Origin of the sequence: Labedella endophytica (assembly GCF_003990045.1) — a bacterium.
GTDB classification, from domain to species: Bacteria; Actinomycetota; Actinomycetes; order Actinomycetales; family Microbacteriaceae; genus Labedella; species Labedella endophytica.
The window spans coordinates 484,283-499,648 of record NZ_RZGZ01000003.1; the positions used below are offsets into that span (position 1 = coordinate 484,283).

A 15,366-nucleotide genomic window follows, 5' to 3' on the forward strand; every position below is an offset into this window, starting at 1 on the left:
GACCGTCCGGAGCAGCCTGAGTGGTTCGCCGACGAGCTGCGCCTCGTTATCCGGCCTGTCCGGCGTGCCTGATTCTCCGACTACCGGGGCGGTCCTGACGTGTCCGTCTGACTGCTGGTGTCCTCATCGGCGGCGCGGATGCGGTCGACCGCCCAGGCCACTGGGTCGAACTCGACCGTCTCCCGGGAACTCGCGCGCGTGCGGCGAGCGCGCTCGTCGTCCGAGAGTGACGGTCGGTTCGAGCCGTCGCCCTGTTCCGGGGTCGTACCGTCGACGTCGTCGCCGGAGCGAGGGTGGTCGCTCGGGATGTCGATCGGGCCGGTAGCCGTTTCGTCGTGCCCGAACGATTCGTCGTCGCCGTGGCCTCGCCCCTCGACGACGTTCTCGAGTTCCGAGCGATCGTAGGAGTCGGTCTCCATTCCCGTCCCCGAGGACGCCCCGTCCCGCCTCGACGCGAGGCCCGCGCGCGGCGTCCTCTCGAGGAGTGTCTCCACGTCGTCGACGGACAGGACCGGCCCCGTCTGCTGCGAGAGGGGGTGCATGACGTCTCCGAGGACGTGCTCCACGAGGCCGTCCAGAAGCGAGACGGCGTCCTCGACGATCGACTGATCGTGAACGTCCTTCCCGTGCAGCAGCCAGCGGGCGAGTTCGAGCTCGGCGTACAGCATGGCCCGCACGCGGATGCGGGAGTCGGGCGCCCGGCTCGAGGCGGCCGTGTAGGCCGCGAACACACTGTCGGCGGCCTCCCCGGCGCCGGAGAGCCAGTGGAGGTCGTGCGCGGGATCGGACAGACGCAAGCCGCTCCACCCGATCATGCCCACGACGATCTGGCCGACCTCGTGGTCGGCGATGACGAACGACTCCGCGGACACCGTCCCGTTGACGACGGTCGGGTTGAACTGCCAGAGGGCATCGTCCCCGATCGCGTCCGTCCAGCGTGTGCCGACGGCCGCAGGCAGGAGCCGGGTGGCCATCGCTCGGTCGACGACGCTCGAGGCCTCCGCGCGGCTCTCCTCCGCCGACTGGGCGGAGAGGCCGACGTCGCCGACGAAGGAACCCGGGAGTGAATGGAGGGCCGCGATGGATCCGCCGATCGACGTGGCGACACCATCGCCGGCCGGAAGCGAGTCCGCGCTCACCTGGAAACCGGCGAGGTACGACGAGACGACGGCCCGGGTGTCACCGGCGGGAGTCTGGCCGAGCACGAGAGGCACGGTGAAGGGGAGCCGACTCCGAATGCCGTCCGTCAACGCAGCGAGGGCGATGAGTTCCCTGGCCTGTTCGGTCTCCGCCCGCTGGGACGTGGGGACGCGTACGACGACCTCGTCGCCCGCGGCCGTCCGGAGGAGCGCAGAATCGAAGTCACCCGTCGCGCCGAGACCGAGCGGGCCGCTTCCCACGACGGTGAGACCGGGGACGGCCGAGGTCGCGAGCGCGGCTAGAGTGAGGTGGGATCTGGCCATGCTCCTAGGGTAGGTCGCCTGCCCCCGCCAGGCCCCCGCGCCACGCCTGTCCGATTGGGGTTCGATGATTCCGCCCGTTCGCCCTCTGGGCGACTTCCCGCTCTCGAGATCCGATCTCGATCGGGACCAGCTCTCGCGATCGACGCCCGGCTTCACCGCCGGGGCCCTCGCCGATCCACGCTCGCGACTGATCCGGCTCGGAGGCGGACGCATGCCCGTTCGGGAGGACGCGCTCGTGCTCGAGCGCATCTCTCCCGACGACCGGTTCGATGCCGACGACGTGGTCTACCTCGGCCGGACGGTGTCCGCGGACGCGGATCTCGCCGTGGGGACGCCCCTTCTGCTCGTCGCACAGGCGGACGCGGGGGACGACGAACCCGAGCAGGGTCTCGAGTGGCGGAACCCGCGGGACGCGGCACACCGGATGTCGGATCGCGACGCCGGGATCGCGTCCGAGGCCCTCGCCATCGCCGCCTGGCACCGCACCTCTCGCTTCTGCGCGAACTGCGGTGCGGAGACCGAGGTGCGCAACGCCGGCTGGATGCGCGCGTGCCCCCGATGCGGCGTCGATCACTTCCCGCGGACGGACCCGGCCGTGATCGTGCGGATCGTGCACGAGGAACGGATCCTCCTCGGCTCGAGCGCGCTGTGGCCGGCGGGACGCTACTCCCTCCTCGCCGGTTTCGTCGAGGCGGGCGAGTCCCTCGAAGCCGCGGTCCTGCGCGAGGTCGAAGAGGAGTCGGGTATGCGGCTGGCCACTCCGATCTACCTCGGCTCTCAGCCATGGCCGTTCCCGCGTTCGCTCATGTTCGGCTACCACGCGGAGCTCGCCCCCGGGCAGGACCCGGAGGCCATCGCGCGCGACGAGGAGGAGCTCGACGACGTGCGCTGGTTCTCGAGGGAGGAGCTCCTCGCGACCGACTCCGAGGTGACCCTGCCGGGCCCGACCTCGATCGCCCGGGCGATCATCGACGACTGGCTGCGGGGCGACGAGCGATCGTGACGCCGGACCTCCTCGACGGGCTCGACGAGCAGCAGCGCACCGCGGCCGAGGCGCTCCGCGGACCGGTCTGCATCCTCGCCGGCGCGGGAACAGGGAAGACCCGGGCGATCACGCATCGGATCGCGCACGGCGTCGCGACCGGGACCTACGCCCCGAACAGGGTCCTCGCGCTCACGTTCACGGCGCGCGCGGCCGCGGAGCTGCGCTCCCGGCTCCGGGCGCTCGGGGCCGGTGGCGTCTCCGCGCGCACGTTCCACGCGGCGGCACTCAGCCAACTCGGCTACTTCTGGCCCCAGATCGTCGGGGGCACCCTCCCGCAGATCGTCCCGAGCAAGGCGACCCTGCTCGCGCACGCGGCGGATCGCGCCCGGATCAAGGTCGACACGGCGACCCTCCGTGACATCGCGTCGGAGGTCGAGTGGCGCAAGGTCACGGGGCGAAGCATCGACGAGTACGCCGTCGCGGGGCGGCCGACTCCGGGATCGCTCACCGGCGAGATGGTCGTCGATCTGCAGCGCGCCTACGAGGCGCTCAAGGACGAGAGGCGGCAGTTCGACTTCGAGGACGTCCTACTCGCCTGCGCCGGCATGCTGGAGCAGGAGCCCCGGATGGCGCTCCAGGTGCGAGAGCAATACCGATTCTTCGTCGTCGACGAGTACCAGGACGTCTCGCCGGCGCAGCAGCGCCTCCTCGAGCTCTGGGTCGGCGATCGTCGCGACGTCTGCGTCGTCGGCGATGCGAGCCAGACCATCTACTCGTTCGCGGGAGCCTCGTCGTCCCACCTCCTCGACTTCGAGCGCGCACACGACGGAGCGCTCGTCGTGCGCCTCGAACACAACTACCGGTCTTCGCGCTCCGTCGTCGACACGGCCAACCGCCTGATGCGGGGGCGGCCGGGAGCGCTCAGCCTCACCCCCGCGCCCGAGTCCGCCGAGGACCTCCCCGGCGAGTTCGACGCGGGACTCCCCGTGCTCGCGACGCACCGGGACGACGCCTCGGAGGCGTCGGCGACCGCCGATGCCATCGCCGCCCTCATCCGCTCGGGCACCCCGGCGTCGGACATCGCCGTGCTCTATCGCGTCAACGTGCAGGCCGCCGCGATCGAGAGGGCCCTCGCCGATCGGGGTATCGGATCGCACGTCAGGGGAGCGACCCGGTTCTTCGATCTGCCCGAGGTCAAGCAGGCCGTTCTCGCTCTCCGGGGCGCCTCCGTCGCGGTGACGGGCGAACCTCTCTTCAAATCGGTGAGCGACGTCCTGCGCTCCCTCGGGTGGACCCACGTCCCGCCGGAGCAGCGGGGGGCCGTGCGCGACCGGTGGGAGTCGCTCAACGCGATCATGGGACTGCTCGACGAGTCGCCGCCGGACACCACGCTCCGTCAGTTCACGGACGAGCTCCTCGAACGACAGTCGGCTCAGCACGAACCGACCCTGGACGCGGTGACCCTCGCGACGTTGCACGCGTCCAAGGGACTCGAGTGGGACACGGTGTTCCTCATCGGGTTGACGGAGGGACTCGTCCCGATCAGCTACGCCAAGACGTTCGAGGCGATCGACGAGGAGCGACGACTCCTCTACGTCGGTGTCACGCGGGCACGTCGCCGGCTTCGCGTGTCGTGGTCGGCGTACGGTGCGCGCTCGACGATGCCGCGGGAACCGTCCCGTTTCCTCGCGGAGATCGGCATCCGCACTCCGGATGAACGCGGTAGCGGTGCACGACGGGCAACGGGTCGGCGCTGATCTCGAGCGACCGATCGACGAGCGGGTGGCGCACCCCGGGGACGTGACCGGCGACGAGGCGGACGACGACCGCGGCGATCTCCGACACGAGGGCTCCCGACTCCCTCGGCGAGGGCCGGCCGTCGAGCTGGCTCGCGATGGCGGGCCACGCGGGATCGTCGTCCGTCCGCGATCGGTCGCGACAGAAGAGGCACGGGCCGCGACCGGGCTGGACGAACGGACCGACGACCGTCGAGGTGTCGCCGTGCACGACCGCCAGATGGTCGATGTCCCGTCCGAGCCAGGCCGTGTACCGCGTCGGAGCGATCGTGTACTGCCCGACGACGACGGCGAGATCGGCCATGTCGGGCTCCCGGACCACCGTGATGCCCTCGGCCGCGGCGAACTCGGCGATCTTCTCCGCCGTCGCCCCGCGGCCATCGATCGCCAGTCGAATGGACCGGGAGGCACGCGGAAGTGGCACGGGGACGAAGGCGGGTGTGAGCCGCCGCACGAGTGAGGCCGCGTCCTCCGAAGTCCCGCCGGAGACAGAGGCGACGACGGCGAGTGCCGGTCCCGTCGTCCCGGCCAAGAGCGCGGAGACGAGTCTCTCCTCGAGTTCGGTGACCTCGTCCAGGACGACGGCGGCCGCCCCGAGCCCGATCTGGAGTGTGGTCGGTGAGCGCCAGACGAGGCTTCGGGAGGGATCGATGCGGAGGATCATCCGCACATGGTGCCCGAGGCTCCGACGCCGGGGCGCGCGCTCTCCACAGCCCGGTCCCGGTGCTACAGCCCGGTCCCGGCGCTACAGCCCGATCCCGCGCCACAGCCCGATCCCGCGCCACAGACCGATCCGGCGCCACAGCCCGGTCCCGGCGCTCCGACCTCGCACGGGAGCGAGGCCGGAGCGTGCGATCAGACGTGAGGCGGCGGATCCTGCCGAGGGGTGTCCTCGCCCGCGGAGTCGTCATCGGCCTCGCGCAGCAACTCGTCGAGGGCGTCGTCCATCTCGTCGCGGACCGGCTCCTCGCCGCGTGAACGCGCCTCGAGCGCCGCGATCAAGCGGGTCGGGTCGTCGACGTCCTCGCCCGTGGGCATGAGGTCGGGGTGCGACCACAGGGAGTCGCGCAGCTCGGGACCGACGGCCTCCGTGACCGCGAGCCACATCGCGGCCGCCTCGCGGAGGCGGCGGGGACGCAGTTCGAGGCCGACGAGGGTCGCGAACGCCGACTCGGCGGGTCCGCCCGTCGCTCGGCGACGGCGGACCGTTTCGGCGACGGCATCGGCGTTCGGGAGTCGGACGGTCGCGGCGTTCGTGACGACGTCCACCCAGCCCTCGACGAGGGCGAGGGTGGTCTCGAGACGCCGGAGGGTCGCGAGCTGTGCCTCGCTCTTCGGCGGGATGAGAGAGCCGTCCACGAGGGCCGAACGGAGCTCCTCGGGGTTCGACGGGTCGAACGTCTCCGCGAGCGCCTCGAGGCGATCCGTGTCGACGCTGATGCCCCGGGCGAACTCGGTGATCGAGGAGATCAGATGCAGGCGCAGCCAGCGCGCGTGACGGAAGAGGCGAGCGTGGGCCAGCTCCCGGACCGCGAGGTACAACTGCACCTGGTCGTCGGCGAGTTCGAGGCCCTCGCCGAAGGCGCGGACGTTCTGGGGGAGTACGGCAGCGACGTTGTCGTCGAGCAGGGGGATACCGACGTCACCGCCCGACACCACCTCCGTCGAGAGCTGACCGACGACCTGACCGAGCTGCATGGCGAACATGGTTCCACCGAGGCCGCGGATGAGCTTGCTCGCACCCGCGATCATCCCCTGCATCTCCTCGGGCGCCTGTTCCTCGAGCACCCGTGTGAGTGCGTCTGCGATGCTCGTCGCTACGGGCTCCGCGAGTTGCGTCCAGACGGGCATGCTCGCCCGCACCCACTCCGCTCGAGACATGAGTCGCGGTTCCGCCGTGAGTTCCGTGATGCTCGTCGCGTCGGCGAGCCAGAGGGAGGCCACGTGGAACGCCTGCTCGAGGGAGGCCCGATCGGCCGCGGCGGTCACGATCGTGCCGGCCGTGGCGATCGACGTCGCCTGGTCCGTCGAGACCTTCCAGTCGATGCCGTCCTCCTGGTTGCGCATCGCGGCCTGGAACTGGGCCATCATCGCCGCGAGCGCGGTCGGATCGGAGGGCAGACCGGCGGCACCCGCGAGGCTCGACGCGTCCACCCCACCCTGCCCGGACATCAGATCGCGCAGCATGTCGCGCAGCTGGTCCTCCGGGGACTTGTCGTCGTCTTCAGCCATCTCGGCCACCTTCCAGCGAGCACCGTGTCGGGCCATCTACGCTAGTCGCTGAACCTGACGGAATGTCGCGGCGCGGGCCAGGGGTCGTCCGCCCGTCGCGAACACCGCGGAAAGGACCCCAGTCGTGTCACTCTTCGCCGACGATCCCGTCGTGTATGCCGAGGATCCCGCCCCGCAGCCGGTCGGTCGTCATCGCGGTCGACGCCATACGGCCGGGTGGATGGCTCTCGCCGTCGCCTTCCTGCTCCTCGGTGTGCTCGCGCTCGCGCCGAGCCCCTACGTGGTGCAACAGCCGGGGCCCGTCTTCGACACGTTGGGCACGGTGCCCGTCGGAGAGGACGGCGAGGAGGTGCCGATGATCGAGATCGACGGCGCCGAGACCTACGAGACCGACGGATCGCTCGACATGCTCACGGTGAGCGTCGTGGGCACTCCCGATCAGCGCCCGACCTGGTTCGAGGTGGCGAGCGCGTGGTTCGATGCGAGCAAGGCCGTCCTCCCGATCGAGTCTGTCTACCCGCCCGGCGTCACGAGCGAGCAGCGCGACGAGGAGAACCAGACCCTCATGACCGATTCGCAGCAGACGGCGGTCGCCGCCGCGCTGCGGTCGCTCGGCTACGACATCGGCCAGAAGGTCGCGATCGGCGACATCCCGGAGGGTGCACCCGCCGACGGTGTGCTCGAGATCGGCGACGTGATCGAGCGGGCGAACGGCGAGGCGGTGACGGACGTGGCCACGCTGCGCCGCATCATCGCCGACAACGGCGCATCCCGGCCGGTCACCTTCGACATCCTCCGCGACGGCCAGGAGCGCTCCGTCGAGGTCACCCCGGCGGAGCAGACCCTCGACGACGGAAGCTCGGGGGTGGCCGTGGGGGTGATCGCCGCGAGCACGTACGACTTCCCGTTCGACGTCACCATCCAGATCGAGAACGTCGGGGGACCGAGCGCCGGGATGATGTTCGCTCTCGGCATCTCGGACAAGCTCACGGAAGGATCGCTGGGCGACGGCCGGAACATCGCCGGAACGGGCACGATCGACGACGCGGGGGCCGTCGGACCGATCGGCGGTATCCGGCAGAAGCTGTACGGCGCGAAGGACGCCGGCGCCGAGCTCTTCCTCGCCCCCGCCTCGAACTGCGACGACGTCGTGGGGCATGTGCCGGACGGGCTCGACGTGTACGCCGTCGCGACGCTCGACGACGCGCTCCAGGTGCTCGAGACCACGGGGGAGGGTGGTGACACATCCGCGCTGACCACGTGCGACGAGGTCGTCGCGGGCTGATCCTCAGCCAGCGCACGTAGGATTGGGGTCACCTCCCCGACCGACGAAGGCCACAGCAATGACCTCTGCATCCACCGCCCGCCCAGAGTCACCCAGCAGGAGACGCCTCCCGCTCGCGATCACGCTCGCCGTGGTCGGAGCGCTCGTGGTCGCGTTCTTCCTCTTCACGGGTCTCTACACCGACTTCCTCTGGTTCGACCAGCTGGGATATTCGTCGGTGCTCACGACCCAATGGGCCGCGATGGCGGTGATGTTCGCCATCGGATTCGTCGCGATGGCCCTGCCGGTGTGGCTCGCGCTCAACCTGGCCTACCGTCTCCGGCCGGTGTACGCCAAGCTCAACTCGCAGCTCGACCGGTACCAGGAACTCGTCGAACCGCTCCGTCGCCTCGCGATGTGGGCGATTCCCGCGGTCCTCGGTCTCTTCGCCGGGCTCTCCGCGTCCAGCCGCTGGGAGATGACCCTCCTGTGGCTCAATCGCACGGCCACGGGGACGACCGACCCGCAGTTCGGTCTCGATCTGTCGTTCTACCTGTTCGAGCTGCCGTTCTACCGCGGCGTCGTCGCCTTCGCATCCGCTGTCGTCCTCATCGCGGCATTGCTGACCGCGGCCGTCGCCTATCTCTACGGCTCGGTCCGCGTCAACGGCCGTGATCTGCGTATCTCGAAGTCCTCCCGGATCCAGCTCGCGATCCTCGCGGGTCTCTACCTCCTCCTGCAGGCCGTGAGCATCTGGCTCGACCAGTACGTCACCCTGACGCAGACCGGTGACCTCATCACGGGTGCGAACTACACCGACGTCAACGCGACGATCCCCGCGCGGCAGATCCTCGCCGGCATCGCCGTGCTCGTCGCCGTGCTGTTCTTCCTCACCGCGTTCATCGGCCGCTGGCGCTTCCCCCTCGTGGGAACCGCTCTGCTCCTCGTCGCGAGCGTCGTGGTCGGATCGCTCTACCCGTGGGTCGTCCAGCGCTTCTCGGTGGACCCGAACGCCCGTGTGCTCGAGCAGCCGTACATCCAGCGCAACATCGACCTCACGCGAGACGCCTTCGACGTATCTGATGTCGAAGAGGTCGCGTACTCCGCGACGACCGAGGCCTCGCAGGGCGCACTGCGCTCCGACGCCGAGACCACGGCATCCATCCGCATCATCGACCCGGCCATCGTGAGCCCGGCGGTCACGCAGCTCGAGCGCTTCAAGACCTACTACGGCTTCAACAGCGAACTCGACGTCGACCGCTACGACGTCGACGGCGAGAGCCAGGACACGGTGATCGCCGTGCGCGAGCTCCGTCAGTCCGGTCTCGGCGACGGTTCGTCCTGGTACAACAACGCCATCGTCTACACGCACGGCTATGGCGTCGTCGCCGCCTACGGCAACCAGCGCTCGGCGGACGGCCAGCCCGTGTTCTTCGAGTCCGGGATCCCCACGAGCGGCGAGCTCGGAGAGTACGAGCCGCGCATCTACTTCGGCGAGCAGTCCCCGGCGTACTCGATCGTGGGAGCCCCCGAGGGGTCCGACCCGCTCGAGCTCGACTACCCGTCGGGTGACGACGGCGAGACCGAGACCTACACCACGTTCGACGGCGAAGCGGGACCGAAGCTCGACACCGTCTTCAACCGCCTGGTCTACGCGCTCAAGTTCCAGTCGGAGCAGATCTTCCTGTCCGACGCCGTCAACAGCGACTCGCAGATCATCTACGACCGCTCACCGGTGGAGCGGATCCAGAAGGTCGCCCCGTATCTGACGCTCGACTCCGACCCCTACCCGAGCGTCGTGGACGGAAAGGTCGTCTGGATCGTCGACGGATACACCACGTCCGACGCGTATCCGTACTCGCGGACCGTGAGCCTGTCGAACTCCATCGCCGACTCCGATTCCGAGGCGCAGCGGTACGCGATCGACGACATCAACTACATCCGCAACTCGGTGAAGGCCACGGTCGACGCATACGACGGAACCGTGACGCTCTACGCCTGGGACGAGACGGATCCGGTGCTGCAGACGTGGCAGAAGATCTTCCCGTCGACGCTCAAGCCCATCTCCGAGATGTCGGGCGATCTGATGAGCCACGTCCGTTATCCGACGGATCTGTTCAAGGTGCAGCGAGCGATCCTCGGGCAGTACCACGTGACCGACGCCGGCCGCTTCTACTCGCGGACCGACGCCTGGCAGACCCCGGCGGACCCGCAGGAATCCGCTGACTCGAACAGCCTCCAGCCGCCGTACTACCTGACGTTGCAGATGCCGGGACAGGACGAGCCGTCCTTCTCGCTCTACTCGACGTTCATCCCCCGGGGTGCATCGAGCGAGGATGCGTCGAACGTGCTCAAGGGGTATCTCGCGGTCGACGCGGATGCGGGCTCCGAGGACGGGGTGAAGGGCGAGGGCTACGGTGCTCTCCGGTTGCTCAACATGCCGGACGAATCCACGGTGCCCGGACCCGGACAGATGCAGAACGACTTCAACTCCGACCAGGCCGTCTCCTCGCTCATCAACATCCTCCGACAGGGGCAGACGGACGTCCTCAACGGAAACCTGTTGACGCTGCCGGTCGGTGGGGGACTGCTCTACGTCCAACCGGTCTACGTCCAATCGACGGGTGAGACGAGCTACCCGGTGCTCCAGAAGGTCCTCGTGGGCTTCGGCGACCAGATCGCGTTCGAGGACACCCTCGACCAGGCCCTGGATTCGCTCTTCGGTGGCGACTCCGGAGCGAGCGCCGGTGACGGCGACGTGCCGACGGAGAGCGACGGGGGAGGCGAGGAGGAGACTCCCGCCGATCCAGCTCCCGAAACCGATGGAGGGACCGACACGCCGTCCACGGACGTCGACGCAGACCTCGCCGCGGCCCTCGCCGAGGCGCAGGCCGCGATGGAGGCCAAGCAGGCCGCCCTCGAGGCCGGCGACTTCGCCGCCTTCGGTGAGGCCGACGAGCGGCTCTCCGCCGCCGTCGAACGAGCGCTCGAACTGCTCGGGAACTGACGGTTCCGGGGCGGCCGAGAGGTCGCCCCGGCTCCCGATTGGACAGCCCCTCGAACCCGTGCTAGGTTTATCTCTTGTGCCGCGGGGTGGAGCAGTTCGGTAGCTCGCTGGGCTCATAACCCAGAGGTCGTAGGTTCAAATCCTGCCCCCGCAACAAAGAGAGGCCCGGAATCATTGATTCCGGGCCTCCGTTGTTTAACGTCAGCCTCCGTTGTTCAACGTCAACGTCCCTCCGACGTCCAGGAACGAGCCTGCCGGATTCCCGTGCCGGGGTTCTCTTCACCGGTCATGTGTGCTCGTCTAGCAGGTGTTGCGTGTTTTCGCAGCGGGCGGTGCCGGCGAGCGTGTGCGGCTTACGGTTCAGGCATGGTCAGATTGCGTAGGAGCGTCGCCTCCGGTCCGGGCTGGACCCGGCGGAGGTCGGGGAAGGGGTTCCGCTACCTCGACGAGTCGGGGACGACCATCACCGATCCGGAGATCCGCAGCCGGATCGTCGACCTCGTCATCCCGCCCGCCTGGGCCGACGTATGGATCTCCCCATACCCGAACGGCCACATCCAGGCGGTCGGCACCGACGAGGCGGGTCGGCGTCAGTACATATACCACGAGGCGTGGCGCGAGAAGCAGGACGTCGCGAAGTTCGAACGCTGCCTCGACCTCGCCGGCCTCCTGCCCGGTGTTCGACCGACCGTGACCCGGCACCTCAGGGGTGACCCGACCTCGCGCGAGACGGTCCTCGCGGCGATGTTCCGGCTCCTCGACACCGCGGCTCCGCGGATCGGGGGAGCACGCTACGCGGACGAGAACGGCTCGTACGGCCTCTCGACCCTGCTCGGCGAGCATCTCCTGCTCTCGGGAGATCTCGTGACGCTGCACTTCCCGGGGAAGAGCTCTCAGCAGTGGCACTCCGAGCTCACCGACGGCGACCTCGCCGAGGTGCTCCGCTCGCTGCGTCGGCGTCGCGGTAAGGGATCGCGCGTGTTCGCGTGGAAGAACGGTCGTCGCTGGCGTGTGCTCACCGCGGAGGAGGCGAACGACTACATCCGGGGGCTCGTGGGGGAGTCCTTCAGCGCCAAGGACTTCCGCACGCTGCACGGGTCGAGCGTCGCCGCGCAGTCCCTCGCCGTGAGCGGCCCGGACGAGACCATGACGGGTCGCAAGCGGGCGATCGTCACGGCCGTCAAGGCGGCATCGACGACGCTCGGGAACACCCCGGCGATCGCGCGATCGAGCTACATCGACCCCCGTGTACTCACGCTGTACGAGAACGGACGCGTGGCGCGGCCGGCTCGAGGACACGCGGGAGAGGCGGCGCTCGTCGACCTGCTGCGGCCGGGGGCCGCCGAAGCCATCGGCTAGCGGGTGGATCGGTGGTCGATCGCGGCGAGCCGCGCGGACGCCTCTTCGAGGACCTCGAGGCGCTTGCAGAACGCGAAGCGCACGAGGGACCGGTACGAGGAGCGGTGGCGCGTCGAGGCGAACGCCGTCACCGGGACTCCCACCACCCCCGCGAGGGCGGGCAGCTCGGCACAGAAGTGCTCTGCGTCGTCGAAACCGAGCGGGCCGACATCGACGACCGTGAAATAGGAGCCGGCCGGTACCGACACGTCGAAGCCCGCGACCTGGAGGCCGCGGGTCAGCACGTCGCGCTTCTGACGGAGGTCGGAGGCGATGCGATCGAAGGCGCTGTCGGGGAGGTCGAGACCGCGAGCGATGGCCGGCTGGAAGGGCGAGCCGCTCACATAGGTGAGGTACTGCTTGACCGTGAGGATCGCGGAGACGAGCGCGGCCGGCGCGACGAGCCAGCCGATCTTCCAGCCGGTGGTGTTGAAGGTCTTGCCCGCCGACGAGACCGTGATCGTCCGCTCCCCGGCACCGGGGAGCGTGCTGAGCGGGATGTGTGGCTCGCTGAAGGTGAGGTGCTCGTAGACCTCGTCGGTCAGGATGACGGCGTCATGTCGGTGGGCGAGTTCCACGATGAGATCTCTGGTGGCGGCGTCGAACGTCGTCCCCGTGGGATTGTGGGGGTCGTTCACGAGGATGATGCGCGTGCGGTCCGAGACGGCGGCTCGGAGTTCGTCGGGATCCGGGGCGAAGTCGGGCCAGCGGAGCGGCACGGTGACGAGGGTAGCCCCGGAGAGGGCGACGAGCCCGGCGTAGGCGTCGTAGTACGGCTCGAACGTGACGATCTCGTCGCCCGGTTCCGTGAGGGCCAGGATCGAGGCGGCGAGAGCCTCCGTCGCACCAGCCGTGACGAGGATCTGCGTCGCGGGATCGACGTCGAGGCCGTAGAAGCGTCGCTGGTGGCGGGCGATGGCTGCGAGGAGTTCCGGCGTTCCGCGCCCCGGCGGGTACTGGTTCCGTCCGGCGGCGATGGCCTCCCTCGCGGCATCCAGGACCTCGAGAGGGCCGTCCTCGTCGGGAAAGCCCTGGCCGAGGTTGATGGAGCCGGTCCGAGCGGCGAGAGCACTCATCTCGGCGAAGACGGTGGCAGCGATCGATCCGTCGGGCCGGAGGAGCCCCGCGCCCTCGCCCACTCGACGCCACGGTCCCCGATCGATGTCCATGGAACCAGGCTATCGACAGGGGAGTGTGGTGGGCTGGAGTGGCGACGAGCGAATCGGGTGCATCGCGGGTGACGACGCGTCGTCGACGCATGCGGAGAGGACTCGGCTCAGCGATAGCCGGCTCACAGACAAGGTCGATCAAACGTCCAGACTCGGGGGCGATGCTTACCCCGGTTGGAAAAAGGAGAACACCATGACCGAGAACACCACCGGCTCGCACGAACCGGATTCCGACAAGTCCCTCGACGACACCACGCCCTCGGGGTCCTCCGCTGAGCGGCCGGACGCGATGGAGACCGCGTTGACCTCCGCGTCGGGCTCCGTGCCGACGGAGAGCGCCGGCACCGACGAGGGCCGCACCGCCGCATCTCCCTGGTCTGCGGACGCTCCGCCTCGACCGACGACCCCGACGGTGACCCCGAACGTCGCCTCGCCGATGCCGGTCGTGCCCCCGGCCGCCCACAGCGCGGCGGCACACGCGCCGGGAGCGCCGAACTCCGTACCGCAGAATCCCGCGTCCCAGAACTCCACACCGCAGCACACGGCCTCGCAGGCCGGCGCAGCCCACACCCAGCCGACGACGCCGTACGGGCGTCCGGCGAACCACCAGGAGTGGCACCCGGACGCGTCGTCCGCTCACCGCCACGGCCCCCAGCAGGACACGCGGGACGCCTTCGGCAACCCCCTCATGGGTGCGGTGCCGACCGCCACGACGCGACCGGCGACGAAGCGTCGCGGATCGACCATGCTCGTCGCTGGTCTCGCGATCGGAGCCCTCGTCGGCGGCGCTTCGGGCGCCGGTGCCTTCGCCCTCATGAACGGTCTGCAGTCGCCGACCTCGGTCTCCTCCGACGCGACCGGCACGCAGAACGTGACCATCAACGACACCTCGTCCGTCAACCGCACGACCGCGGTCGCGGCGAAGGCCTCCCCGAGTGTCGTGACGATCGCCGTCACTGGGAACGATGGAGCGGGCACCGGCTCGGGGATCGTGCTGAGCGACGACGGCTACATCCTCACGAACAACCACGTCGTGACACTCGACGGGAGCGTCGCCGACCCTCAGATCCAGGTGACCGACAGCAGCGGAAAGATCTACTCCGCGACGATCGTCGGGACGGACCCGGTGTTCGACCTCGCGGTGATCAAGCTCGACGGCGCGAGCGACATGACGCCCATGGACGTCGCCGACTCGTCGAAGCTCAACGTCGGCGACACCGTCGTGGCCATCGGGGCACCCCTCGGCCTGTCGGGAACGGTCACCGACGGCATCATCAGTGCACTCAACCGCAGCATCACGGTCGCGTCCTCTGCGGTGCCCGACACCACCGACGGACAGGATGGCAGCGACGGCGGCGACACCTGGGGCTTCGAGATCCCGGGTCAGGAGGACCAGGGGGGCGCCCAGGGTTCGGCGTCGATCTCGCTCCCGGTCGTCCAGACCGATGCGGCGATCAACCCGGGCAACTCCGGTGGAGCGCTCGTGAACGACGATGGCGAGCTCGTCGGCGTGAACGTCGCGATCGCGAGCGCCGGGAGTTCGTCGGGCGACCAGTCCGGGAGCATCGGCGTCGGATTCGCGATCCCTTCGAGCATCGCGCAGCGGATCGCCTCGGAGATCATCGAGAACGGCGAAGCGACCCACGGTCTGCTCGGCGCAACGGTCGGTGACGCCGCATCGGTCGAAGGGAGCACGGTCGCCGGCGCGGTCATCAACGAGGTCTCCTCGAACGGTGCGGCCGAGAAGGCCGGCATCCGCTCGGGCGATGTCATCACGTCCTTCAACGGGGTGCCCATCACGGGAGCCACCGACTTGACCGCTCAGGTGCGTGCGCTCGCGGGTGGGGCGACGGCCTCGGTCGTGTACCAGCGCGACGGTCAGAGCTACACCGTCGACGTGACCCTGGGGCGGCTCGTCCTCTCCTAGCACTCACGCACGGCACGACGGCCGCGCGGCCGTCGCGTGTGTCCGACGGCCTCACGGGTGTCCCCTGATAGGCTCGGGCGCACCCGAATGCGAGTGGAGAACATGGAAAACCCGCGGTCTGAAGA

9 protein-coding genes and 1 tRNA gene are annotated in these 15,366 nt (G+C 69.4%); 7 read left to right on the forward strand and 3 right to left on the reverse strand.

Translation table 11 applies throughout. The features are described from left to right. Nucleotides 1-80: 80 nt before the first annotated feature. Complete coding sequence (locus ELQ94_RS13255) at nt 81-1,463, reverse strand: phosphotransferase (RefSeq protein ID WP_127050823.1); 1,383 nt, start codon at nt 1,461-1,463, stop codon at nt 81-83. 211 nt (nt 1,464-1,674) lie between these two features. On the opposite strand from ELQ94_RS13255, the gene nudC reads away from it, so the two are divergent. Beyond that, a complete protein-coding gene (nudC, locus tag ELQ94_RS13260; protein WP_243697016.1) occupies nt 1,675-2,466 on the forward strand; it encodes an NAD(+) diphosphatase in 792 nt (263 codons plus the stop codon). Continuing rightward, nucleotides 2,463-4,205 carry an ATP-dependent helicase gene (locus ELQ94_RS13265; RefSeq protein WP_127050825.1) on the forward strand — a complete coding sequence of 581 codons (1,743 nt, stop codon included), beginning with the start codon at nt 2,463-2,465 and terminating at the stop codon, nt 4,203-4,205. The genes nudC and ELQ94_RS13265 overlap by 4 nt, the downstream gene beginning before the upstream one ends. A gap of 894 nt (nt 4,206-5,099) precedes the next feature. Here the strand turns inward: ELQ94_RS13265 and ELQ94_RS13270 are convergent. Continuing rightward, entirely contained in the window at nt 5,100-6,476 is a 1,377-nt protein-coding gene (locus tag ELQ94_RS13270; RefSeq protein ID WP_127050826.1) for a zinc-dependent metalloprotease, read from the reverse strand. A 124-nt stretch (nt 6,477-6,600) separates the two neighbouring features. Here ELQ94_RS13270 and ELQ94_RS13275 point away from each other — a divergent pair, with 124 nt between their 5' ends. The 4 genes from ELQ94_RS13275 (at nt 6,601) to ELQ94_RS13290 (ending at nt 12,106) form a co-directional block, all read left to right on the forward strand. After that, nucleotides 6,601-7,761: a YlbL family protein gene (locus ELQ94_RS13275; RefSeq protein WP_243697017.1), complete on the forward strand. Its 1,161-nt coding sequence runs from the start codon at nt 6,601-6,603 to the stop codon at nt 7,759-7,761. A 58-nt stretch (nt 7,762-7,819) separates the two neighbouring features. Beyond that, complete coding sequence (locus tag ELQ94_RS13280) at nt 7,820-10,747, forward strand: UPF0182 family membrane protein (RefSeq protein WP_166404790.1); 2,928 nt, start codon at nt 7,820-7,822, stop codon at nt 10,745-10,747. An 80-nt stretch (nt 10,748-10,827) separates the two neighbouring features. After that, nucleotides 10,828-10,901 (forward strand) — tRNA-Met (locus tag ELQ94_RS13285). 212 nt (nt 10,902-11,113) lie between these two features. Beyond that, complete coding sequence (locus tag ELQ94_RS13290; protein WP_166404792.1) at nt 11,114-12,106, forward strand: DNA topoisomerase IB; 993 nt, start codon at nt 11,114-11,116, stop codon at nt 12,104-12,106. Here the strand turns inward: ELQ94_RS13290 and ELQ94_RS13295 are convergent. Continuing rightward, a complete protein-coding gene (locus ELQ94_RS13295) occupies nt 12,103-13,314 on the reverse strand; it encodes an aminotransferase class I/II-fold pyridoxal phosphate-dependent enzyme (protein ID WP_127050828.1) in 1,212 nt (403 codons plus the stop codon). The genes ELQ94_RS13290 and ELQ94_RS13295 overlap by 4 nt on opposite strands. Nucleotides 13,315-13,507: 193 nt before the next feature. Between ELQ94_RS13295 and ELQ94_RS13300 the strand changes: the two genes are divergently transcribed. Then, nucleotides 13,508-15,241, forward strand: coding sequence for a S1C family serine protease (locus ELQ94_RS13300; RefSeq protein WP_243697018.1), 1,734 nt, complete (start codon nt 13,508-13,510; stop codon nt 15,239-15,241). Nucleotides 15,242-15,366: the final 125 nt, after the last annotated feature.

What these genes read in the sequence shown, in the direction of transcription:
- nudC (WP_243697016.1), top strand. Translation starts at nt 1,675, where the DNA reads ATGCCCGTTCGGGAGGACGCGCTCGTGCTCGAGCGCATCTCTCCCGAC.
- ELQ94_RS13270 (WP_127050826.1), bottom strand. Translation starts at nt 6,476, where the DNA reads ATGGCTGAAGACGACGACAAGTCCCCGGAGGACCAGCTGCGCGACATG.
- ELQ94_RS13255 (WP_127050823.1), bottom strand. Translation starts at nt 1,463, where the DNA reads ATGGCCAGATCCCACCTCACTCTAGCCGCGCTCGCGACCTCGGCCGTC.
- ELQ94_RS13290 (WP_166404792.1), top strand. Translation starts at nt 11,114, where the DNA reads ATGGTCAGATTGCGTAGGAGCGTCGCCTCCGGTCCGGGCTGGACCCGG.
- ELQ94_RS13280 (WP_166404790.1), top strand. Translation starts at nt 7,820, where the DNA reads ATGACCTCTGCATCCACCGCCCGCCCAGAGTCACCCAGCAGGAGACGC.
- ELQ94_RS13300 (WP_243697018.1), top strand. Translation starts at nt 13,508, where the DNA reads ATGACCGAGAACACCACCGGCTCGCACGAACCGGATTCCGACAAGTCC.
- ELQ94_RS13295 (WP_127050828.1), bottom strand. Translation starts at nt 13,314, where the DNA reads ATGGACATCGATCGGGGACCGTGGCGTCGAGTGGGCGAGGGCGCGGGG.